Origin of the sequence: Lichenibacterium minor (assembly GCF_004137685.1) — a bacterium.
GTDB lineage: Bacteria > Pseudomonadota > Alphaproteobacteria > Rhizobiales > Beijerinckiaceae > Lichenihabitans > Lichenihabitans minor.
Map to the genome: position 1 here is coordinate 1 of NZ_QYBB01000019.1, position 20,856 is coordinate 20,856.

General features: G+C 71.6%; 18 protein-coding genes. 9 read left to right on the plus strand and 9 right to left on the minus strand.

Annotation, left to right across the window (positions count from 1 at the left end; translation table 11 throughout):
- Window positions 1-96 precede the first annotated feature (96 nt).
- Window positions 97-1,377, minus strand: a complete 1,281-nt coding sequence (locus D3273_RS16060; protein WP_129227911.1) for a nucleotide sugar dehydrogenase — start codon at window positions 1,375-1,377, stop codon at window positions 97-99.
- A 209-nt stretch (window positions 1,378-1,586) separates the two neighbouring features.
- Here D3273_RS16060 and D3273_RS16065 point away from each other — a divergent pair, with 209 nt between their 5' ends.
- The 5 genes from D3273_RS16065 (at window position 1,587) to D3273_RS29810 (ending at window position 10,046) form a co-directional block, all read left to right on the plus strand.
- Window positions 1,587-2,588: an NAD-dependent epimerase gene (locus D3273_RS16065; RefSeq protein ID WP_245501206.1), complete on the plus strand. Its 1,002-nt coding sequence runs from the start codon at window positions 1,587-1,589 to the stop codon at window positions 2,586-2,588.
- A 61-nt stretch (window positions 2,589-2,649) separates the two neighbouring features.
- Window positions 2,650-6,057, plus strand: a complete 3,408-nt coding sequence (locus tag D3273_RS16070; protein ID WP_245501207.1) for a DEAD/DEAH box helicase — start codon at window positions 2,650-2,652, stop codon at window positions 6,055-6,057.
- Between the two features lie 407 nt (window positions 6,058-6,464).
- Window positions 6,465-7,037 carry a hypothetical protein gene (locus D3273_RS16075; RefSeq protein ID WP_129227913.1) on the plus strand — a complete coding sequence of 191 codons (573 nt, stop codon included), beginning with the start codon at window positions 6,465-6,467 and terminating at the stop codon, window positions 7,035-7,037.
- A 373-nt stretch (window positions 7,038-7,410) separates the two neighbouring features.
- Window positions 7,411-8,106, plus strand: a complete 696-nt coding sequence (locus D3273_RS16080) for a response regulator transcription factor (RefSeq protein WP_129227914.1) — start codon at window positions 7,411-7,413, stop codon at window positions 8,104-8,106.
- 41 nt (window positions 8,107-8,147) lie between these two features.
- A complete protein-coding gene (locus tag D3273_RS29810; protein WP_129227915.1) occupies window positions 8,148-10,046 on the plus strand; it encodes a DUF2809 domain-containing protein in 1,899 nt (632 codons plus the stop codon).
- 213 nt (window positions 10,047-10,259) lie between these two features.
- Here the strand turns inward: D3273_RS29810 and D3273_RS16090 are convergent, their stop codons facing one another.
- Together D3273_RS16090 and tsaA are read right to left on the minus strand one after the other, a co-directional pair.
- On the minus strand, window positions 10,260-10,856 hold the full coding sequence (locus tag D3273_RS16090; RefSeq protein ID WP_129227916.1) for an REP-associated tyrosine transposase: 597 nt from the start codon (window positions 10,854-10,856) through the stop codon (window positions 10,260-10,262).
- A 19-nt stretch (window positions 10,857-10,875) separates the two neighbouring features.
- Entirely contained in the window at window positions 10,876-11,394 is a 519-nt protein-coding gene (gene tsaA, locus D3273_RS16095) for a tRNA (N6-threonylcarbamoyladenosine(37)-N6)-methyltransferase TrmO (protein WP_129227917.1), read from the minus strand.
- A gap of 112 nt (window positions 11,395-11,506) precedes the next feature.
- Between tsaA and modA the strand changes: the two genes are divergently transcribed.
- The 3 genes from modA to modC are packed head-to-tail and all read left to right on the plus strand — an operon-like array spanning window position 11,507 to window position 14,179.
- A complete protein-coding gene (gene modA / locus D3273_RS16100) occupies window positions 11,507-12,304 on the plus strand; it encodes a molybdate ABC transporter substrate-binding protein (RefSeq protein ID WP_129227918.1) in 798 nt (265 codons plus the stop codon).
- Complete coding sequence (gene modB, locus D3273_RS16105) at window positions 12,304-12,999, plus strand: molybdate ABC transporter permease subunit (RefSeq protein ID WP_129227919.1); 696 nt, start codon at window positions 12,304-12,306, stop codon at window positions 12,997-12,999. Before modA ends, modB begins: the two co-directional genes overlap by 1 nt.
- A gap of 43 nt (window positions 13,000-13,042) precedes the next feature.
- Window positions 13,043-14,179 (plus strand): molybdenum ABC transporter ATP-binding protein, encoded by a 1,137-nt coding sequence (modC, locus tag D3273_RS16110; RefSeq protein WP_245501208.1) that lies wholly within the window; start codon window positions 13,043-13,045, stop codon window positions 14,177-14,179.
- Between the two features lie 18 nt (window positions 14,180-14,197).
- Here modC and D3273_RS16115 read toward each other — a convergent pair whose 3' ends face one another.
- The 6 genes from D3273_RS16115 to D3273_RS16140 all read right to left on the minus strand — a co-directional run bounded on the left by D3273_RS16115 (window position 14,198) and on the right by D3273_RS16140 (window position 19,631).
- Window positions 14,198-14,551 (minus strand): DUF6867 family protein, encoded by a 354-nt coding sequence (locus tag D3273_RS16115; protein WP_129227920.1) that lies wholly within the window; start codon window positions 14,549-14,551, stop codon window positions 14,198-14,200.
- Window positions 14,551-15,261, minus strand: coding sequence for an ABC transporter ATP-binding protein (locus D3273_RS16120; RefSeq protein WP_129227985.1), 711 nt, complete (start codon window positions 15,259-15,261; stop codon window positions 14,551-14,553). The genes D3273_RS16115 and D3273_RS16120 overlap by 1 nt, the downstream gene beginning before the upstream one ends.
- A 65-nt stretch (window positions 15,262-15,326) precedes the next feature.
- The gene (locus tag D3273_RS16125) at window positions 15,327-16,235 is read right to left on the minus strand and encodes an ABC transporter ATP-binding protein (protein WP_129227921.1); all 909 of its coding nucleotides are present in this window, start codon (window positions 16,233-16,235) and stop codon (window positions 15,327-15,329) included.
- Entirely contained in the window at window positions 16,235-17,635 is a 1,401-nt protein-coding gene (livM, locus tag D3273_RS16130) for a high-affinity branched-chain amino acid ABC transporter permease LivM (RefSeq protein ID WP_129227986.1), read from the minus strand. Before livM ends, D3273_RS16125 begins: the two co-directional genes overlap by 1 nt.
- 10 nt (window positions 17,636-17,645) lie before the next feature.
- Window positions 17,646-18,563, minus strand: coding sequence for a branched-chain amino acid ABC transporter permease (locus tag D3273_RS16135; protein WP_129227922.1), 918 nt, complete (start codon window positions 18,561-18,563; stop codon window positions 17,646-17,648).
- Window positions 18,564-18,740: 177 nt separating this feature from the next.
- Complete coding sequence (locus D3273_RS16140; RefSeq protein ID WP_129227923.1) at window positions 18,741-19,631, minus strand: LysR family transcriptional regulator; 891 nt, start codon at window positions 19,629-19,631, stop codon at window positions 18,741-18,743.
- Between the two features lie 109 nt (window positions 19,632-19,740).
- On the opposite strand from D3273_RS16140, the gene D3273_RS16145 reads away from it, so the two are divergent.
- Window positions 19,741-20,805 carry an NAD(P)-dependent alcohol dehydrogenase gene (locus D3273_RS16145; protein WP_129227924.1) on the plus strand — a complete coding sequence of 355 codons (1,065 nt, stop codon included), beginning with the start codon at window positions 19,741-19,743 and terminating at the stop codon, window positions 20,803-20,805.
- The last annotated feature ends 51 nt before the right edge of the window (window positions 20,806-20,856 follow it).

The following is a 20,856-nucleotide window of genomic DNA, read 5'->3' on the forward strand; positions in this document are numbered from 1 at the left end:
CCGGGCCGATGCCACGCGACCCTGTATCGGGTCCGCGCCGACACCGTCAAGGCGAGGCGCCGGACCGGCGGGGCCGCGCGCTGCGCCGCGACGCCGTCACAGGCGCCACAGCGCGATCCCCGGCGGCACGGCGTCGCGGTCGAGCAGGTGCTTGACGTCGAACACCCAGCCGCCGTCCCCCACGAGCAGCCCCGACACCAGCGGCCACCCGCCCCGCCGGAACGGCGCGTGCGCCACCGCCAGCACGACGGCGTCGGCGGGCGCCAGCCGATCCGGCGGGACGAGCTCGATCCCGTAGTCGCGCCGGACGTCGGCGGCGTCGACCTCGCCGTCCCACACCTGCACGCGGATGCCGAAGCTTTCGATCTCGCGGATCACGTCCACGACCTTGCTGTTGCGGATGTCGGGCACGTCCTCCTTGAAGGCGAGGCCCAGCACGGTGACGACGGGCGAGGCCCGCCCGAGCCGGACCACGCGGCGCACGCATTCCTGCCCGATGTGGGCCCCCATGCCGTCGTTGACCCGCCGCCCCGCCAGCACGACCTGAGGGTGCAGGCCGGCCTTCTGCGCCTTGAAGGTGAGGTAATAAGGATCCACGCCGATGCAGTGGCCGCCGACGAGGCCCGGCGTGAAGGGCAGGAAATTCCACTTCGTGCCCGCCGCTGCGAGCACGTCCGCGGTGTCGATGCCGAGCCGCGCGCAGATGAGGGCGAGCTCGTTCATCAGGGCGATGTTGAGGTCGCGCTGGGTGTTCTCGATCACCTTGGCGGCCTCGGCGACCTTGATGGAGCCGGCGCGGAACACGCCCGCTTCCACCACGGCGCCGTAGGTTTCGGCGACGATGTCGAGGGTGCGGGCGTCCTGCCCCGACACGACCTTGCGGATGGTTTCGAACCGGTTGCGGCGGTCGCCGGGGTTGATCCGCTCCGGCGAGAAGGCGACGGTGAAGTCGACGCCCCCCGCCAGCCCGGACGCTTCCTCCAGCACGGGCAGGCAGTCCTCCTCGGTCGAGCCGGGGTACACGGTGGATTCGTAGACCACGACGTCGCCGCGCTTCAGCGCGGCCCCGACCGTGCGCGATGCCGCCAGAAGGGCCGACAGGTCGGGCTGCAGCGCCGCGTCGATCGGCGTCGGCACCGTCACGATGAAGAAGTCGGCGGCGCGGAGGTCGGCGGGCGCGTGCGTGGCGCGCAGCCCCGAGCCGAGCAGCGCGTCGCGGTCCACCTCGCGCGTCCGGTCCTCGCCCCGCTGCAGCTCCGCGACGCGGCCGCGGTCGATGTCGAAGCCCACCACGTCGAAGCCGGCGCGCGCGAAGGCGACGGCCACGGGCAGGCCCACGTAGCCCAGCCCGATGACGGCTAATCGTCGACGATCCATCTTCAACCCGATCCACGGGGCCGATCCGAACTGCACGGCCGAGCCGAGGCTCTGGACCCGGAGCCGGCGGTCCGCAAGCTTGCAATTCCACGGTGGCCTTCGCATAGGTGGTCGCGGGTCCGCGCGGGCGGGTCGGACCGCGCCGCCCCGGATCCCGTGGCTCGTCGAAGGGGTCAGCCGATTTGAGCACGCCGACCAGGACGCGCCGCGTGCTCGTGACGGGAGCCGCCGGCTTCATCGGCTTCCACCTCGCGGCGAGGCTCCTCGCGGACGGCGACGCGGTGGTGGGGCTCGACAACCTCAACGATTATTACGACGTGTCCCTGAAGCGGGCGCGCCTGGACCGCCTGCGGGACTGGCCGGCCTTCACCTTCGAGCACCTCGACCTCGTCGACCGGAGCGGCCTCGACGCGCTCTTCGCCCGCACGGCGTTCGACCTCGTGGTCAACCTGGCGGCCCAGGCCGGCGTGCGCTACTCGCTCGTCAACCCCCAGGCCTACGTCGACAGCAACATCACCGGCTTCGTCAACCTCCTGGAATGCTGCCGGCAGGCCGGCACCGGCCACGTGCTCTACGCGTCGTCCAGCTCCGTCTACGGGGCCCGCACCGCCACCCCGTTCTCGGTCGACCAGAACGTCGACCACCCGATCAGCTTCTACGCGGCCAGCAAGAAGGCCAACGAGCTGATCGCGCACACCTACAGTCACCTGTTCAGGCTGCCGACGACGGGCCTGCGCCTGTTCACCGTCTACGGGCCCTGGGGGCGGCCCGACATGGCGATGTTCCTGTTCACGCGCGCCATCCTCGCCGGGCAGCCCATCGAGGTCTTCAACGACGGCCGGATGGAGCGCGATTTCACCTACATCGACGACGTCGTCGAGGCGCTGGTGCGGCTCGGGCGCAAGCCCGCCGAACCGGATCCCGACTGGGACGGCGCCCGCCCGCGGCCGGGCATCAGCGACGCGCCGTACCGCCTCTACAACATCGGCAACCACGAGCCGGTGCGCCTGCTCAGGATGATCGAGGTGCTGGAAGGCTGCCTCGGCCGCGAGGCGGAAAAGCGCTTCCTGCCGCTCCAGCCCGGCGACGTGCCCGCCACCTACGCCGACATCGACGATCTCCGGCGCGACATCGGGTTCGAGCCGACGGTCGCGATCGAGGACGGCGTGGCGCGTTTCGTGCGGTGGTACCGGGAGCATTACGGCGTTTGAGCCCTCGGCGCCGAACCCCCGCCGCCGGCCCCGCGGGCGGGATCGGCGCGGGAACCACACGATGATGGAATTCGACCTCGACGAGATCCACAGGCGCTGTGGCCACGCGGCGGCGGAGAACGGGCGCCGCTACCAAGCCCGGGGCCTGGTCGTCGCCTTCGACTGGGACGGCGACACCATCCTGTCCGCCGTCAAGGGCACGGAAGCGCGACCCTACCGGCAGGCGGTCACGATCAAGGAGCGCAAGGGGCGGCTCAGCATCGTCGGCACCTGCTCGTGCCCGGTCGAAACCAACTGCAAGCACGTCGCCGCGGCGCTGTTCGAGGCTTACGGGCGGGTTGCGGACGCCCGGGCGGCGGCGGCGCGCACGCCGGAGCGTCGGCTCGCCCGGCTGACCGCGGCGCCGCAGCAGGGAGCGCGGACCCCCGCCGCCGACCCGGACGTTCTCCCGGCGAGCCTCGCGGATTGGCTTGCCGACCTCGACCGCGCCGTGAAGACGGTCGACGAGGACTACCCGCCCGGCATCACCCAGCGCATCGTGTACCTGCTCGTGCCGCTGCGGGACGAGCCGCGGATGCCGCAGCTCGGCGTGCAATGCGTCACCGCGAAGCTGCGCAAGGACGGGACCTTCCTGCCGGACTCCAAGCCCTATTCGGCCCACCGCGCGTCCACGGCCACCGCCAAATACCTCCGCCCGTCGGACGACCGCATCCTGCGCGACCTCGCCCGCATCCCGTCCGTCTACGGCCTGGCGATCCATCGCCTCACGGGGGAAGCCGGCGCCGAGGTGCTGGCCGCCATCCTCGACACCGGCCGCGCCCGCTGGCAGACCGTCGAAGGCCCCGCGCTGGCGGCCGGGCCGCCGCGCGACGGCAGGATCGCCTGGTCCGAGGTCGAGGGCGGGGCGCTGCTGCCGCGCCTGGACGTCGAGGGGGCCGGCATGCCGCTGGCCGGCACGCCGCCGGTCTACGTCGACCCCGGGGCGGGGCTCCTCGGCCCGGTCGAGACCGGGCAGCCGGCCCGCCTCGCCGCCGCCCTGTTCCGGGCGCCGCCCGTGGCGCCGCTGGCCCTGGCGGCCCTGAACGAGAGGCTGGCCAAGCGCCTGCCCGCCCTGGCGGGGCTGACGCCGCCCACGCCGGAAGTCGAGCGGCGGACGGGGCTCGCCCCCGTGCCGAGCCTGCGCCTGTTCGTGGCGCCGCTGCCGGGCCCGCGGGAAGCCGCCGCCTTCGGCGGCTTCGCCGGCCAGCCTTCCGCCGTGCAGGTGTCGCCCGCCCCGGCCGCGCTGGCGCGGCTGTCGTTCCGCTACGGCGACGCCGCGGTGCCGCTCGGCGAGACCAGGCCCACGGTGGCGATGTTCGCCGGTGGCCGCCTCGTCGAGGTGGCGCGGGATCCCGACGCCGAAGCGGCGGCGGTCCTCCTGCTGCTCCGCCGCGGCTTCGCGCCGGCCCCCGAGCTGCGCCCCGGCCTGCCGCGCGATCACGCCCGCGACCTCCTGCCCGGCACCGAGCCGGCAGACTGGTTGCACGCCGTGTCCGAGGTGGTGCCGGACCTCCGGCGCGCCGGCTGGGTCGTCGAGATCGCGCCCGACTTCCCCTACCGCGTGCTCCGCGCCGAGGGCGAACTCGATGCCGAACTCCGGGGCACGTCGGGCATCGACTGGCTCGAGCTCCACCTGGGCGTCACGGTGGACGGCGAGCGCGTCGACCTCGTGGGGCCCATCGTGGCGCTGATCTCGTCGCCCGACTTCTCCATGGAAAGCTTCGCCGCGCTCGCCGACAACGACGACAAGCCGGTGTTCCTGCCGCTGCCCGGCGGCCGCGTCCTGTCCATGCAGATGGGGCGGCTCAGGCCCATCGTCGAGGGCATGTGCGACCTCGCCTTCGGGCTGGACCGCGACGGCGGCCCGCTGCGGCTGTCCCTGCAGGATGCCGCGCGGCTCTTCGCGTTCGAGGCGGCCACGGCCGGCGCGGCCCTGCGCTGGCGGGGCGGGGACGCCCTCCGCGACCTCGGCCGCAAGCTCGCCGCCGCGGGCGGCATCCCCCCGGTCGCGCTGCCGCCCGGCTTCCGGGCGACGCTCCGGCCCTACCAGGCCGAGGGCGTGGGCTGGCTGTCGCTGCTGCGCGAGGTCGGGCTCGGCGGCATCCTGGCCGACGACATGGGGCTCGGCAAGACCGTGCAGGCCCTGGCCTTCCTGTCGGTCGAGAAGGCGGCCGGCCGGCTCGACCGGCCGGCCCTGGTGGTGGCGCCGACGAGCCTCATGGGCAACTGGGCCCGCGAAGCGGCGCGCTTCGCGCCCGACCTGCGCGTGCTGACCCTGCACGGCCCCGCCCGGCACGCGCTGTTCGCCGAGATCGACGACCACGACCTCGTGCTGACCACCTATCCGCTGGTGGCGCGCGACCGGGCCGTGCTGGCGGAGGAGGAGTGGCACGTGCTGCTGCTCGACGAGGCGCAGACGATCAAGAACCCGGACGCCGCCACCACGAAGCTCGTCCTGTCGCTCCAGGCCCGGCACCGCTTCTGCCTCACCGGCACCCCGCTGGAGAACAACCTCGCCGAGCTGTGGTCGCTGTTCTCCTTCGCCTGCCCGGGCCTGCTCGGGGACCGCAAGCGCTTCACGATAGACTGGCGCACGCCCATCGAGAAGAGCGGCAACGCGGACCGCGCCCGCCTGCTGGCGCGGCGGGTGCGCCCCTTCCTGCTCCGGCGCACCAAGGAGGAGGTGGCGCGCGACCTGCCGCCCAAGACCGAGATGGTGGAGCGCGTCGCCTTCGAACCGGCCCAGCGCGACGTGTACGAGACGATCCGCCTGTCGATGCACGCGCGCATCCGCAAGGCCATCGAGGACAAGGGCTGGGCGAAAAGCCGCATCGTGGTGCTCGACGCGCTGTTGAAGCTGCGCCAGGCCTGCTGCGACCCGCGCCTCCTCCAGCTGAAGACCAAGGCCGCGGCCTCGGCCGGCTCGGCCAAGCTGGAGCGGCTGGAGGAGATGCTGCGCGAGCTCCTGGCCGAAGGGCGGCGGGTGATCGTCTTCTCCCAGTTCACCTCCATGCTCGACCTGATCCGCCCGCGCCTCGACGCGGCCGGCATCCGCTACAGCCTCCTGACGGGCGCGACGCGCGACCGCTCCGCCGCCATCGCCGGGTTCGACGCGGGCGAGGCGGACGTGTTCCTGATCAGCCTGAAGGCCGGCGGCGTCGGGCTGAACCTCGTGTCGGCCGACACGGTGGTGCTCTACGACCCCTGGTGGAACCCCGCCGTCGAGGAGCAGGCCATCGATCGCGCCCACCGCATCGGCCAAACCAAACCCGTCTTCGTCCACAAGCTCGTGGCGGCCAACACCATCGAGGAGAAGATGGAGGTGCTGAAGGACAAGAAGGCGGCGCTGGCGGCCTCGCTCTTCGACCCCGACGGCGAGCCCACCCTCGCCATGACGGAAGACGACATCGAGATGCTGCTGGCGTCGTGAGGGGGCGCCGGCCGCGCGTGTGACCGGAAAATCTGCACGGGATCTGCACGGGGACCGACATCTTTCTGCACACGGGGCGGTGATGCTGCCCCCATGCAGAACACACCCCCTCCGCTCCGCCCGTCGCTCCCTCGCCTTGCGGTCCCTCGCCCCTCGATCCCGCGCCGCCTGCTCGACGACGCCTGGTGGCTCGCCGGTGCCCTGATGGACTCTCGAACGGCCAGGATCATTCCTTTCCCCACGCCACCGCTGCTCGACGGCTCACGCGAGGCGTCCCGGTGATGACCCTTCGCGGGCGCACCTAAAGGGAGGAACGGTCCGGCGCTGGTCGACTGAGTCGCTTGGCCTGTGGCGTCGCCCTGCCGCGGCCGCTTGGATTGCAACGATGCTGCAACGGAGATCGAGAGATGATCCGATGGATCGCCATTTTGGGCGTTATAGTTTCCGTGAACACCATGGCGCGGGCAGAGGAAAATTTCGATGCCGACTCGCTCGTGTTCAAGAATGTCTTCTGTAGCAGGAATGGCGATAAAGTTTCCTATTCGGTGGTCGGCACCGGAGCTTTCCGAGCTCCGCGGGTCGATACCATCGAAACCTTCATGGTGTCTTGGCTGAACCGACATCCACACGCCACGGCAAGGATCGTCGAACAGAGTACATTAGGTCCGAAGCTGGGCCAGATCGATTATATCTGGATCGAGAAAGGCAACGAAAGCCTCAACATCGATCTCGTCAGGCAGGGAATCGTGCCAGGAGGTATGATGGCTGATGGCGTAGAGTATCTGACCTTGATCAAGGATGCGATGCGTTTGGATCCTGGCAGCCCTGACTTCCCGAAGCGCGTGATCGACGATCACACGTATCATGCCTTCATGGACAAAGTCGTGATCGCCGAAGCGGCAGCTCGATCCGACCGGGTCGGACTCTGGTCGGATGACTACCGGGAAATGATGAAGCAGGAAGGATATATCCCAGACTGATCCGTCGAACGATCGTCGGGGCACGCCGTGCGTCCACCTGTGCCGGACAGAGGGCTGCGATCGATGGAGTGAGGTGCTGCGACATCGGTGGGGAGCGTTCGATTTTCAACCCGTGGCGACGTCCTTGGACATACTGTCCTGGCGGCTCGATATTCGGACTCGTTTCGTCCAAGTCGGTATGGTCGATCTCCCCAACGGACCGGCTCCGCCTCTGTCCTGCCGGCCGGGGGCCGAAATCCTTTCGCCTTCACCTTCGCTCACAATGTTTTCTCGGTCGGAGGCGCGCAGCGACTGGCGCGACCGGCGACTCGCGCTCTATTTCGACGGTGTGGACGTGCCGGCCGTGCGCCGCGGCGAAGAGGGCTGACGGACGATGGGTGCTCCCTCCATCCTCGTGGCCGACGACGATCCCCACATCCGGGACGTGATCGACTTCGCGCTCCGGCGCGCCGACATGGTGCCCACGATGGCGCGCGACGGCGGCGAAGCGCTGGCGCTGTTCCGCCGCGGGCGCTTCGACCTCGCCGTGCTCGACGTCGGCATGCCCGAGATGGACGGGCTGGCGCTGTGCGGAGAGATCCGGAAGCGCTCGCAGCTGCCGATCTTGTTCCTGTCGGCGCGCGACGAGGAGGTCGACCGCGTGTTGGGTCTGGAAATCGGCGGCGACGACTACCTCACCAAGCCGTTCAGCCCGCGCGAGCTCGTGGCGCGCATCAAGGCCATCCTGAAGCGCAGCCGCCCGGCGCCGGAGCCCGACCGGTCGCACCGTCACGGCCGCCTGGTGCTCGACGCCGAAGCGCGTCTCGTCGCTTACGGGGGAGCGCCGGTGGCCCTCACGGCGCTGGAATTCGCCATCCTGGCGGCCCTGACGGTGCGGCCCCGCACGGTCTTCACCCGGGACCACATCCTCGACGCCGCCTACGGGGTCGGCGCCGCCGTGTCGGATCGCACGGTGGACAGCCACGTCCGCAACATCCGCGCCAAGCTCGCCGCCGTGGGCTGCCGCGATGCGGTCGAAACCGTGCACGGCGTCGGTTTCCGGCTCGGTGCCTGCGGCGGGGACACGTGAGGCCCGCGGTGTGGCGCGACGGCCGCCCGAGCCTCGGTCTGGTGCTGGCTTTGGTTCTCGCCACCGTCCTGGCTTTGCCACTGGCGGGCGTGCTCGCGTCCGGTGTCTACGACGACGGACTGCTGAAGCGCACCGAGGCCGAGTTGCTGGCCCAATCCGCCGCGCTGGCCGCCGACGCGGGCCGGACGATCGCCGAAACCGTGCCGCCCGATGTGCCGCTCGGCGCGCCGGTGCTGCCCGGCCCGGTCATCGCCCCCGCCCTCGGCCCCCAGCGCCCGCGGCGCCCCGATGCGGTGGAGCCCGTGGCGACGGCCGATCCGGCTTTCCGGGCGGTGGGGGCGCGGCTAGCGACGGACCTCGCCGCCACCCAGGCGGTGACGCTGGCCGGCTTCCGGCTGCTCGACCCTTTCGGCACCGTCATCGCCGGACGGGGCGAGGTCGGGCAATCGCTGGCCGGCGTCGAGGAGGTGGCGGCGGCGCTGGACGGCCGCACCGCCGCGGCGCTGCGCCGGCGCGTGTCGAAGCACCGCTATCCGGCGCTGGGCTCGCTCAGCCGCGGACGGCCCGCGCGGGTCTTCGTGGCCGTGCCGGTGGTCGTGCGGGGCAGGGTGGCGGGCGTCGTCTACGCGTCGCGCACGCCCGTCGACCTCCTCGGCAGCCTCTACGGCCAGCGCACAGCGCTGGAACTCGCCGCCGCCGCCGTGGTGCTGGCGGCGCTGATGGCCGGGCTCGTCCTCCACCGCGCCATCAGCCTGCCGGTGCGCGAACTGATCGGGCTTTCGGTCGCGATCGGGTCGCGCGACGCCGCCGCGGTGGCGTCCCACCGCCACCACGGCACGGTGGAGTTCGCCGCCCTCGCGGCGAGCCTGCGGGGCATGGCGCGGCGGTTGACGGAGCGGGGCGACGCCGTGGCGGGCTTCGCCGCCCACGTGTCGCACGAGCTGAAGTCGCCGCTGAGCGCCATCCGCGGCTCGGCCGAACTGCTGCGCGACGACGATCTCGCGGATCCGATGGCGCCCGACGAACGCCGCCGCTTCCTCGACCATCTCCTCGCCGACACCGAACGGCTTGGCGCCCTGCTGGACCGTCTGCGCGAGATGTCCCGCGCCGAGGCCGAGCCGACGGCCGGCCGCGCCGCGCTGCGGCCGGCGCTCGCCGCCGTCGCGGCGCGCTTCCCCGGTCTCGTGCTGCAGGCCGAGGGCGAAGGGGAGGCCGACATGCGCATCTCGGCAGACAACCTCCTCGCATTGTTGACCCATCTCGCCGACAACGCGGTGCGGCACGGCGCCCGGCGGCTCGACGTGTCGGCGCGGCCCGAGGGGGCGGTGTTGCGGATCGAGGTCAGCGACGACGGCGCCGGCATCTCGCCGGGCAACCGCGCGCGGGTCTTCGACAGCTTCTTCACGACGCGGCGCGAGGACGGCGGCACCGGGATGGGGCTCGCCATCGTGCGGGCGCTCGTCGGCGCCCATGGCGGCTCGGTCGCGCTGATCGATACGGAACGGGGCGCCGGCTTCGCCCTGCTGGTCCCGCTGTCGGAGGTCGTCGTCCCCGCCCGGCCCCGTTCCGGCCGGCGGCGGCGCGCCCTCGCCGCCACGGCCCTCGTCGTCCTGGCCGGGCTCCTGCTCCGCCTCTGGGGTCCGGGCGTCGGCCTGCCCTTCGCGGTCACGAAGGTCGGCGGGTCGGTGCTGTGGGGCGCGATGGTCTACGGGATCGCGGCGGCTTCGCGCCCCGCGGCGCGGCCGGGCCGGCTCGCCGCCGGGGCTTTCGCCTTCGCGGTGCTGGTCGAGCTGTTCCGCCTCGCCCACGCCCCGTGGCTCGACGCCTTCCGCTTCACCCTGGCGGGTGCGCTTCTCCTCGGCCGCATCTTCTCGCCCTGGAACGTCCTCTTCTACGCCCTCGGCATCGCGATGGCGCGTCGCTGGGACCGCCCCTGGTAGCGCGGGCGTCCCGCCCGCCTGGGCTCACGCGTGCCGGCTCGCGCTGTGCCGGTGCGGGCGGGACGCCCGCGCTACCAGTGTGACTCGTCCTGAAAGCCCGGCGCGCGTCGCTGGGACCGTCCCTGGTAGCGCGGGCGTCTCGCCCGCCTGGGCTCACGCGTGCCGGCTCGCGCTGCGCCGGTGCGGGCGGGACGCCCGCGCCACCAGTGCCTCTCATGTTGTGGTGCTGCGGCCGGCCCAAGCGGAGGAGAACCGCCAATCCCCGGCGTTGCGGCACAGGCCGGCCTTCACCGGGTTGCTCTCGATGTAGGCGCGCGTGGCTTCGAGGTGCCGCTCGTTCCGCATGAAGCGGTCATAGTATTCGCGCGCCCAGAAGGTCCCTCGTCGCCCCAGCGCCGCGTTGGCGGCCTTGCCGGTGAACGATTTCCAGGTCTGGACGACGCTCGACAGCCGGTGTCCCTCCACCTGCTCGGCCAGCGCATGGACGTGGGTCGGCATCACGCACCAGGCGAGGAGGCGGTAGCGTTCGCCGTCGAAGTGCAGCAGGGCGTCTTCGATCAAGCCGCCGAGGCGCGTGTCGGCCAGCAGCCTTTCGCCGTGACCGCCCAGAAGGGCCGCCTCGATCCCGTCGAGACGGTCCGCCGCGGGCATGCGGTCGAGCCGGTCCATCACCGGCCCGGGGAGAGCGTCGGCCAGGCGAAACACGATGTGCTGCACCGTTTCGGGCGAGTCGAAATGCGGGAGGTAGCCGCGCGAGCGCCAGCCGGCGTGAGGCTGTTCGGTGGGGACAGATTGCCCGATGTGTCTCACCCCCGTTCCCCCCCCCCCGCTATGCGGGCGGGACGCCCGCGCGACCGGTGTCGACGTCGTCGTCTCCCGGCTGGCGGGGCGCCAGGGGGGTGAAGCCGCAGCGGTCGGGCTTCAGGTCGATGAGGGGCGTGCCGTCGAGGCAGTCGAGGCCGCGCACCGACACCACCCCGCCCGCGATCCCCACCAGCGTCACCAGCGACGTGCCGATCGGGTTCGGACGCACCGGCGAGCGCAGCGAGAAGGTGCCCCGGCTCGTGCCGTCGCTCTTCGGGCTCTGGCGCAGGAGATCGCGGCGCGACCTGTCGAGCCAGTAGAGCACCTCGATCGACGCGTAACGCTCCAGCCCGTCGAGCCCGCCGTCCCAGGGCGCGAAGAGTTCGATGCGGCACACGGGGCCGTCGCGCCGGCCCTGGCGGGGGCAGTCCATCCGGTCGGTCCAGGGCGTGCGGATGCGCCCGATGAACACCAGCCCCGCGTCCGTCGCGGCCGGAGGCTCCACCGCCACCTCGCCCGGCCTGATCTCGTCCCGCCGCACCATGATCGTCTCCCCGGTCCCGCGCGACGATAGGGCCCGGCCCGGGGCTGCGCCATGGACTCGCCGGATGCTGCGTTATATCTCTTCGGCTATGACGCTTCACGGAGACGGGTTCATGCGGATCACGCGGCGGTTCTGGCTCGGCGCGGCCCTCCTGGCGATGATGCCGCTGGCCCCGGCCTCGGCCCAGACGGGCGCCGGCCCGACCGTCTTCGCCGCCGCGAGCCTGAAGAACGCCATGGACGACGCCGGAGCCCGCTGGGCCGCCGACGGCCACGCGGCCCCCAGACTGTCCTTCGCGGCCTCGAACGTCCTCGAAAAGCAGATCGAGCAGGGCGCCCCGGCCGACCTCTTCTTTTCCGCCGACACCGACTGGATGGAGGCCGCCCAGAAGGCCGGCCTGATCCAGGACGGCACCCGCGTCGACCTGCTCGGCAACGAGATCGTGCTCGTGGCGCCGAAGGATTCGACGGTCGCCGTGGACATCCGCCCGGGCTTCGACCTCGGCCACGCGCTGGACGGCGGCCGCCTCGCCATGGGCAACGCCGACGCCGTGCCGGCGGGCAAATACGGCAAGGCGGCGCTGGAGAAGCTCGGCGCCTGGGACGGCGTGAAGGACCACGTCGCCCAAGCCGAAAGCGTGCGCGCCGCGCTCGCCTTCGTGGCGCGGGGCGAGGCGCCGCTCGGCGTCGTCTACGCCACCGACGCCGCCGCCGAGCCCAGGGTCAAGGTGGTGGGCGTGTTCCCGAGCGACAGCCACCCGCCGATCGTCTACCCGGTGGCGATCACCAGGGGCGCGAAGAGCCCGGACGCGGCGGCGTTCCTCGCCTTCCTGCGCGGGCCGGCGGCCGCCGACATCTTCGGGAAGCAAGGCTTCACCCTGCTGCGGAAGCCCGTGCCGACGCACGACTGATGGCGGCCTGGCTGGGTCCGGACGCGCTCGTGGCGCTGCGGCTGAGCCTGCTGGTGGCCGGCACCGCCACGGCGGCGAGCCTGCCGCCGGGCCTCGCCGTCGCGGTCCTGCTGGCGCGGGGGCGCTTCCCGGGCCGAGCGGTGCTCGACACGGTCGTGCACCTGCCGCTCGTGCTGCCGCCGGTCGTCACCGGATACCTGCTGCTGATCGTCTTCGGCCGGCGCGGTCCCGTCGGCGCCTGGCTGCACGACGCGCTCGGCGTCACCCTGGCGTTCCGCTGGACCGGCGCGGCCCTGGCCTGCGCCGTCATGGGCTTCCCCCTGATGGTGCGGGCGATGCGCTTGTCGCTCGAATCGGTCGACCGGAGACTCGAGGAGGCGGCCGGGACGCTCGGCGCCCATCCGGTCGCGGTCTTCGCCCTGGTGACGCTGCCCCTGGTGCTGCCCGGGATCATCGCCGGCCTGATCCTGTCCTTCGCGCGCGCCATGGGGGAGTTCGGCGCCACCATCACCTTCGTGGCCAACATCCCCGGCGAAACCCAGACGCTGCCGTCCGCCATCTACACCTTCACCCAGGTGCCGGGCGGCGAGGCCGAAGCGCTGAAGCTGACGCTGGTGTCCGTGGCGGTGTCGACGACCGCGCTGGTGGTGTCGGAGGTGCTGGCGCGCCGCGTGTCCCGGCGGATGCTGGCGTGACGGGCCCCATCGCGCCGCGCGCGCCCTCCGCCCGGACCGTCGCGTGACGCGATCGTCGGACAGCGCCCTGTCGGTCGAGGTCACCCACCGCCAGGGCACCTTCTCGCTCGACGTGTCCTTCGCGGCGCCGGGCGGCGTCACGGCGCTGTTCGGCCGCTCCGGCGCCGGCAAGACCACGCTGGTCGGCGCCATCGGCGGGCTGCTGCGCCCGGCGCGGGGGCGCATCGCGCTCGGGGACCGGGTGTTGCTCGACACCGAACGCGGCATCTTCGTGCCGCGCCACCGCCGCCGCATCGGCACCGTGTTCCAAGAGGGGCGGCTGTTCCCCCACCTCAGCGTGCGGCAGAACCTGCTGTTCGGCCGCTGGTTCGCGCCGCGCTCGGAGGGGGGCGCGGGCTTCGACGCGGTGGTGGACCTGCTCGGCATCGCGCCGCTGCTCGGGCGCCGCCCGGCCGGCCTTTCGGGCGGCGAGAAGCAGCGTGTCGCCATCGGCCGGGCGTTGCTGGCGAAGCCCCGGCTCCTGCTGATGGACGAGCCCCTGTCGGCGCTCGACGACGCCCGCAAAGCCGAGATCCTGCCCTACGTCGAGCGCCTGCGCGACGAGGCCGGCGTGCCCATCGTCTACGTGTCGCATTCCGTCGCCGAGGTGGCGCGCCTGGCCGACACGCTCGTGGTGCTGGAAGGGGGCCGCGTGGCCGCGGCGGGCCCCGCGGGCGAGATCCTGTCCCGCCTCGACGTCGCCCCGCTGGCGGGCGCCCGGGAAGCCGGCGCCGTGCTCGACGCCCGCGTGGCGGCGCAGGACGAGGGCTTCGGCCTGACGATCCTGCACACCCGCGCCGGCCCGCTTCGGGTGCCGCGCATCGACCTGCCGCTCGGCACGGCGCTGCGCGTGCAGGTGCCCGCGCGCGACGTGCTGCTGAGCCTCGGCGCGCCGGTCGGCACCAGCGCGCTCAACGTGCTGCCGGCCGTCGTGGCCGAGATCCGCGCCCGCGACGGCGCCGGCGCGGAGGTCCGTCTCGACTGCGGCGGCGCGGCCCTGCTGGCGCGCATCACCCGGCTGTCGCTGTCCGAGATGGGCTTGGCGCCCGGGTCGCGCGTCTTCGCCGTGGTGAAGAGCGTGGCGCTCGACCGGCGCTCTGGCGCGGCGTCCCGCCTTCCGCGCTACGACGGGACCACGTAGCGCGGCGGCGCGGGCCGGTCAGCCGCGGTGGGACCAGCTCACCGGGCCGGCCTTGCCGAACAGCCACGGATATTGCCGGCACATCTGCTCCGTGCGCTTGGCCCGGAACCCGTAGGCGGCGCCGAGTGCCACGAACAGGAGCGACACGACGTAGTATTGCAACGACAGCAGGTCTTCCGACGCCAGCGCGTAGGACAGGAAGCGCACGGCGGCGGCCAGCGCCAGCAGCGCGAAGGGCAGGGTGAGGAGCGGCTTCCAGGAGTTCGCAAAGGCCCGGCCCGTCGCGATGCCGCCGAGCCCGCCCAGCACGACGGTGAAGAACACGAAGGCGCCGAGCGCCCCCGGCTCGTCGGGGTAGAACAGCCCGCCCATCAATGGCCTCCCTCGAGATAGGCGGCCCGCACCTCGGGCCGGCTCAGGAGTTCCTTGCCGGTCCCCGACAGGGTGATCAGCCCGTTCACCATGACGTAGCCGCGGTCCGCGAGCTTCAGCGCGTGGAAGGCGTTCTGCTCGACCAGGAACACCGTCAGGCCCTCGGTCTTGTTGAGGTCGCGGATGACGTCGAAGATTTGCTTCACGATGAGCGGCGCGAGCCCGAGCGACGGCTCGTCGAGCAGCAGCAGGCGCGGCCGGCTCATCAGGGCCCGGGCGATGGCCAGCATCTGCTGTTCGCCCCCCGACAGGGTGCCGCCGCGCTGCTGCGCGCGCTCCTTCAGCCGCGGGAAGATCGTGAAGGCGCGTTCCAGGTCCCGGTCGAAATGCGCGAAGCCGTTGATGGCCGCGCCCATCTGCAGGTTCTCGTAGACGGTCATGCGCGGGAAGATGCGCCGCCCTTCCGGCGACTGGGCGATCTCCAGCCGGGCGATCTCGTGCGTCGGCAACCGCGTGATGTCGCGGCCCTCGTAGGTGATCGACCCTTCGCGGGCGCGGGGGCTGCCGAAGATCGTCATCATCAGGGTCGACTTGCCGGCCCCGTTGGCGCCGATGAGGGTGACGATCTCGCCCTCGTTGACGTCCATGTCGATGCCCTTGAGGGCGCAGATCTTGCCGTAGAAGGTCTGCAGCCCGCGGATCGACAGCATGGGCGTGGGGGCGCCGTCGCGGCCGGGCGCGGCCTTCCGGCCCGGGGCCGCCTCGATGATGGTGGTCACGCGCCGATCTCCGCTTCCACGTCCTCGACCTCGTCGTCCTCCACGCCGAGGTAGGCGGCGATGACCTTGGGGTCGTCGCGCACCTCGGCGGGGCGGCCGTCCGCGATCTTGGTGCCGTAGTCGAGCACCACCACGTGGTCCGAGATGGTCATCACCACGCTCATGTCGTGTTCGATCAGCAGCACCGACGTGCCGTGGTCGTCGCGGATCAGGCGCAGCAGCGTGTTCAGCTCCAGCGATTCGCGCGGGTTGAGGCCGGCCGCGGGCTCGTCGAGGCAGAGCAGCACCGGGTCGGTGCACATGGCGCGCACGATCTCCAGCCGGCGCTGGTCGCCGTAGGGGAGGTCGCCCGCGGGGTCGTCGGCCCGGTCCAACAGCCCGATCGTGTCGAGCCAGAACCGCGCCTTGTCGACGGCGCCGCGCTCCTTGCCCTTGTAGCCGCCGAGGCCGAGCAGGCCGCCCACCGTGAGGCCCGAAGCCTTCATCAGGGCGTTGTGCTGGGCGACGAGCATGTTCTCCAGCACCGTCATGCCGGTGAACAGGCGGATGTTCTGGAAGGTGCGCGCCACCTTGGCGGTGCGGGCGATCTCCTGGTCGGGCATGCGCTCGAGCAGGTACAGGTCGCCCGAAGCGCCCCGCATGTGCTTCTGGCCGGAGCGGGTGAGGGCGAGGACGTCCTCGGGCGCCGCGATGCCCTGGCGGGCCAGCGCCATGCGGCCCTCCGTGGGCTTGTAGAAGCCCGTGATGCAGTTGAACACGGTGGTCTTGCCGGCGCCGTTCGGGCCGATCAGCGCCGTGATGTCGCCGCGGCCGACCGTGAACGACAGGTCGTTCACGGCGACGAGGCCGCCGAACCGCATGAACACGTGTTCGACGACGAGCAGGGGATCGCTCAGCCAGCGCATCAGCCGTGACCTTCCTTGACCATGTCGCCCGAGATCGCCTTGCGTTCCTTGAGGAAGATGGACGGGGAGCGCGTCGCGATGATGCCGCGCGGCCGCCAGATCATCATCAGCACCATGCCGCCGCCGAAGATCAGCATGCGGTACTGCACGGGGTCGAAGCCGTCGCCGAAGATGCGCTTCAGGAAGTCGAGCTCGCGCAGCAGCTCCGTGCCGCCGATCAGCACGGTGGCGGCCAGCGCCACGCCGATCTGCGAGCCCATGCCGCCCAGCACCACGATGGCCAGGATGGTGGCGGATTCGATGAAGGTGAAGCTTTCGGGGCTGACGAAGGCCTGCCGCACCGCGAAGAACGACCCCGCGAAGCCGCCGAACATGGCGCCGAGCGCGAAGGCGGTGAGCTTGGTGTTGACCGTGTTGATGCCGAGCGACCGGCAGGCGATCTCGTCCTCGCGCAGGGCTTCCCAGGCGCGCCCGACGGGAAGCCGCCGGAGCCGCAGCGTCACCGCGTTGGTGAGCAGCGCCAGGGCCAGGATGACGTAGAACAGGAAGATCGTGCGCTGGATCGGGTTGTATTCGATGCCGAACAGGTCCGCGAAGCCGCCCTCGCCGTCCTTGAATGGCACGCCGAAGAAGGTGGCGCGCGGGATGGCCGAGATGCCGGCATAGCCGTTGGTCAGGTCCGTCCAGTTGATGAGGACGATGCGGATGATCTCGCCGAAGGCCAGCGTCACGATGGCGAGGTAGTCGCCCCGCAGCCGGAGCACCGGGAAGCCGAGGATCATGCCCCAGAAGGCCGCCAGGATGCCGGCCAGCGGCAGGCAGATCCAGAAGCTCAGGCCGTAGGTGGTCGACAGCAGCGCGTAGGAATAGGCGCCCACGGCGTAGAAGGCGACGTAGCCGAGGTCGAGCAGGCCGGCGAGGCCGACGACGATGTTCAGGCCCCAGCCCAGCATCACGTAGATGAGGATCTGGATCCCGTAGTTGTTGATCCATTTCAGCGAGCCGTTGGCGCCGAGCGCCCCCACCATGACCAGCGGGAAGGCCACCAGCGCCGCCACGGCGAACCAGGCGAGGTTGGCCTTGACGAAGCCTTCCGAGCGCGACGGGACGCGGAGCTGCTGCGGGCGCTTGGCCGCACGGGGCCGGGCGCCCACCATGAGCCCGATGAAGCGCCCCGCGAAGACGATGACGGCGGCCCAGATCGCCCAGGACCAGCGCGGCAGCACCACCAGCGCGTTGGAGATGTCCGGATGCGTGTCGTAGGCCAGGAGCGGGAAGCCGAGGCCCAGCGTCACGGCGCCCGAGAAGGCGGCGCTCTTCAGGGCCGCGACGGCGTCGAACGGGGGAGCCGGGCGGGCGGCGGTGGACGCGGCGCCGGGGACCGGGGTCTTGGTGTCCATCAGCATGGCGTCAGACCTTCTCGATCTCGGGGCGGCCGAGCAGGCCCGTGGGCATGAAGATCAGCGTGATCGCCAGGATGGAGAAGGCCGCCACGTCCTTGTAGTCGGTCGACACGTAGGTGGACCACAGCACCTCGATGAGGCCGATCAGCAGCCCGCCCAGCACGGCGCCGGGCAGGGAACCGATGCCGCCCAGCACCGCGGCCGTGAAGGCCTTCACGCCGGGCACGAAGCCGTCGGCGAAGCTCACCACGCCGTAGTAGCTGAGGTACAGCACGCCCGCGACGGCGGCGAGCGCGGCGCCGATCACGAAGGTGAGCGAGATGGTGCGGTCGACGTCGATGCCGAGCAGCGCCGCCATCTTGCGGTCCTGCTCGCAGGCGCGCTGGGCGCGGCCGAGCGGCGTCTTCTGTACGAGGTACCAGAAGGCCGCCATCAGCAGCGTCGTCGACACCATGATGACGATCTGCTTGTAGGACAGGGTGACGTCGTAGGAGCCCCCCGAGGTCAGCGCGATGTTCTTCTCGAACATGGGCGGGATGGTCTTGTTGCGCGGGCCCTGGATCACCTGGACCATGTTGGACAGGAAGATCGACATGCCGATGGCGGAGATCAGCGGCGCCAAGCGGAACGAGCCGCGCAGGGGCCGGTAGGCCACGCGCTCGATGGCCCAGTTCCACAGCGCCGTGATCGCCATGGCGCCGACCAGCACGATCACGAAGGCCAGGGCCACGTTGGTGATGCCGAGGAGCTGCGTGAGGATCAGGAACAGGATCAGCGCCACGAAGGCGGACAGCATGAACACGTCGCCATGGGCGAAGTTCACCATGCCGATGATGCCGAACACCATGGTGTAGCCGATGGCGATGAGGCCGTAGATGGACCCCAGCGTCACGCCGTTGATCATCGCTTGCAGGAAGATGTCCATGAGGGGCGGCATACCTTTCGGCGCATCGGCTCTGCGCGGATCCTGGCGGTTGACGGCATCGAGGCTAGCAAGCCGCGTGCCGATGGGCTGTCACCGGCCTGCCACACTTCCACCCCCAAATGGCGATGTCCCCGCCCTGCAGCCGCCACGAGACGCGAGTCCGGCGGAGGCTAGTGCCTATCCTTTGAGCATGTCAATCAGCGCCCGCAGCGCCGGCGGGATCTGGCGGCGGCTGGGATAATACAGCGAGAAGCCGGGGCGCTCCGGGCACCAGTCCTCGAGGACGCGGGCGAGCCGGCCCGCCGCGACGTCGGCCTCGACGCTGCGGTCGAACGTGTAGGCGAGGCCGAGCCCGTCGAGGGCGGCCCGGCGGATGAGGTCCGGCTCGTTGACGGCGAGGGGCCCGTCGACCTCCAGCTCCAGGGCCTCGCCGTCGCGCTCGAACCCCCATCGCATGAAGCCCCCGCCCGTGAAGGCCCAGCGGATGCAGCGGTGCGCCGCGAGGTCGGCGGGGACGCGCGGGGCGGGGTGGCGGGCGAGGTAGTCCGGCGAGCCCACCACGGCGAAGCGGTGCGCGAAGCCGATCCGCACCGAAACCATGTCGCGGGGCACGGTGTCGCCGAACCGGATGCCGGCGTCGTAGCCGCCCGCCACCACGTCGACCATGCGCTCCTCCGACACGATCTCCAGCCGCACCCGCGGGTGGCGTTCCAGGAAGGGCGTGACGACGGGGCCGAGCACCATGCGGGCCGCGGTCCCGGGCACGTTGAGGCGCAGCGTGCCGACGGGCTCGTCGCGGCGGCCCGTCACGGCGGCCAGCGCGTCGCCGATGTCGCCCAGCGCCGGCGCGAGCCGCGCCAGCAGCGTTTCGCCGGCTTCGGTCGGCACCACGGCGCGGGTGGTGCGGTTGATGAGGCGCACGCCGATGCGCTCCTCCAGCGCCCGCATGCTGTGGCTCAGCGCCGAGGTCGACAGGCCGAGCTCGACGCCGGCGCGCTTGAACGAGCGGTGGCGCGCCACGGCGGCGAAGACGGTGAGCTCGCCGAGGTCGGTGCGGCTGACCCTCATCGATGAATTCTCCTCAACGCTCCGTGCGGCGGACGCCCGCTTATCGCAGCGTCGCGCGTGGCCATCTAGGGTCCGTGCTGCACTGCAGCGAAACCGCGCGAGACACCCCATGTTCCAGTGCATCGGCTATTCGGCCACCGACGCGACAGCGCCGCTGAAGCCCTTCTCCTTCACCCGCCGCGACCTGCGGGCGGACGACGTCGCGATCGAGGTCACCCATTGCGGCGTGTGCCATTCGGACCTGCACCAGGCCCGCGACGATTGGCACAACACCCTCTATCCCTGCGTGCCGGGGCACGAGGTCGTCGGCCGGGTGGTCGAGGTCGGCCCCGCCGTGACGGCGTTCAAGGTCGGCGACAAGGCGGCGGTGGGCTGCTTCGTCGACAGCTGCGGGGATTGCGCGTCCTGCCGCGAGGGCCTGGAGCAGTTCTGCAACGCGGTCCCGACGTTCACCTACAACGGCAAGGACCGCGTCACCGGCGAGACCACGTTCGGCGGCTATTCGGACCGCATCCTGGTCAAGGAAAGCTTCGTGCTCCGCGTGCCCGACAAGCTCGACATCGCCCGCGTCGCCCCCCTGCTCTGCGCCGGCATCACCACCTATTCGCCGCTGCGGCACTGGAAGGTCGAGAAGGGCCAGAAGGTCGGCGTGGTGGGCCTCGGCGGCCTCGGCCACATGGGCGTCAAGCTCGCCGCCGCCATGGGGGCCGAGGTGACGATGATCACGACCTCGCCCGACAAGGAGAAGGACGCGATCGCGCTCGGCGCCCACAAGTTCCTGCTGTCCAGGGACGCGGACGCGATGGCGAAGCACTCGGAGTATTTCGACTTCGTCCTGAACACGATCCCGGTCGGACACGACGTCGACCCCTACATGGCCCTGGTCAAGCGCGACGGCACCATGGTGCTGGTGGGGGCCGTCGAGCCGCTGAAGGCCGTCAACGGCGGGCCGATGATCTTCCGCCGCAAGACGCTGGCCGGCTCGCTCGTCGGCGGCATCGCGGAAACGCAGGAGATGCTCGACTTCTGCGCCGAGCACGACGTGCTTCCCGATTGCGAGACCATCGCCATCCAGGACATCAACGAGGCCTACGAGCGCCTGCTGAAGGGCGACGTGAAGTACCGGTTCGTGATCGACATGGCGTCGATCCAGGCGGACCGCGCGACGGCCTGACGCCGCGCCGGCCTCCGACCGGGCCGTCGCGGCTCGCCCCGGCGTCCCGTC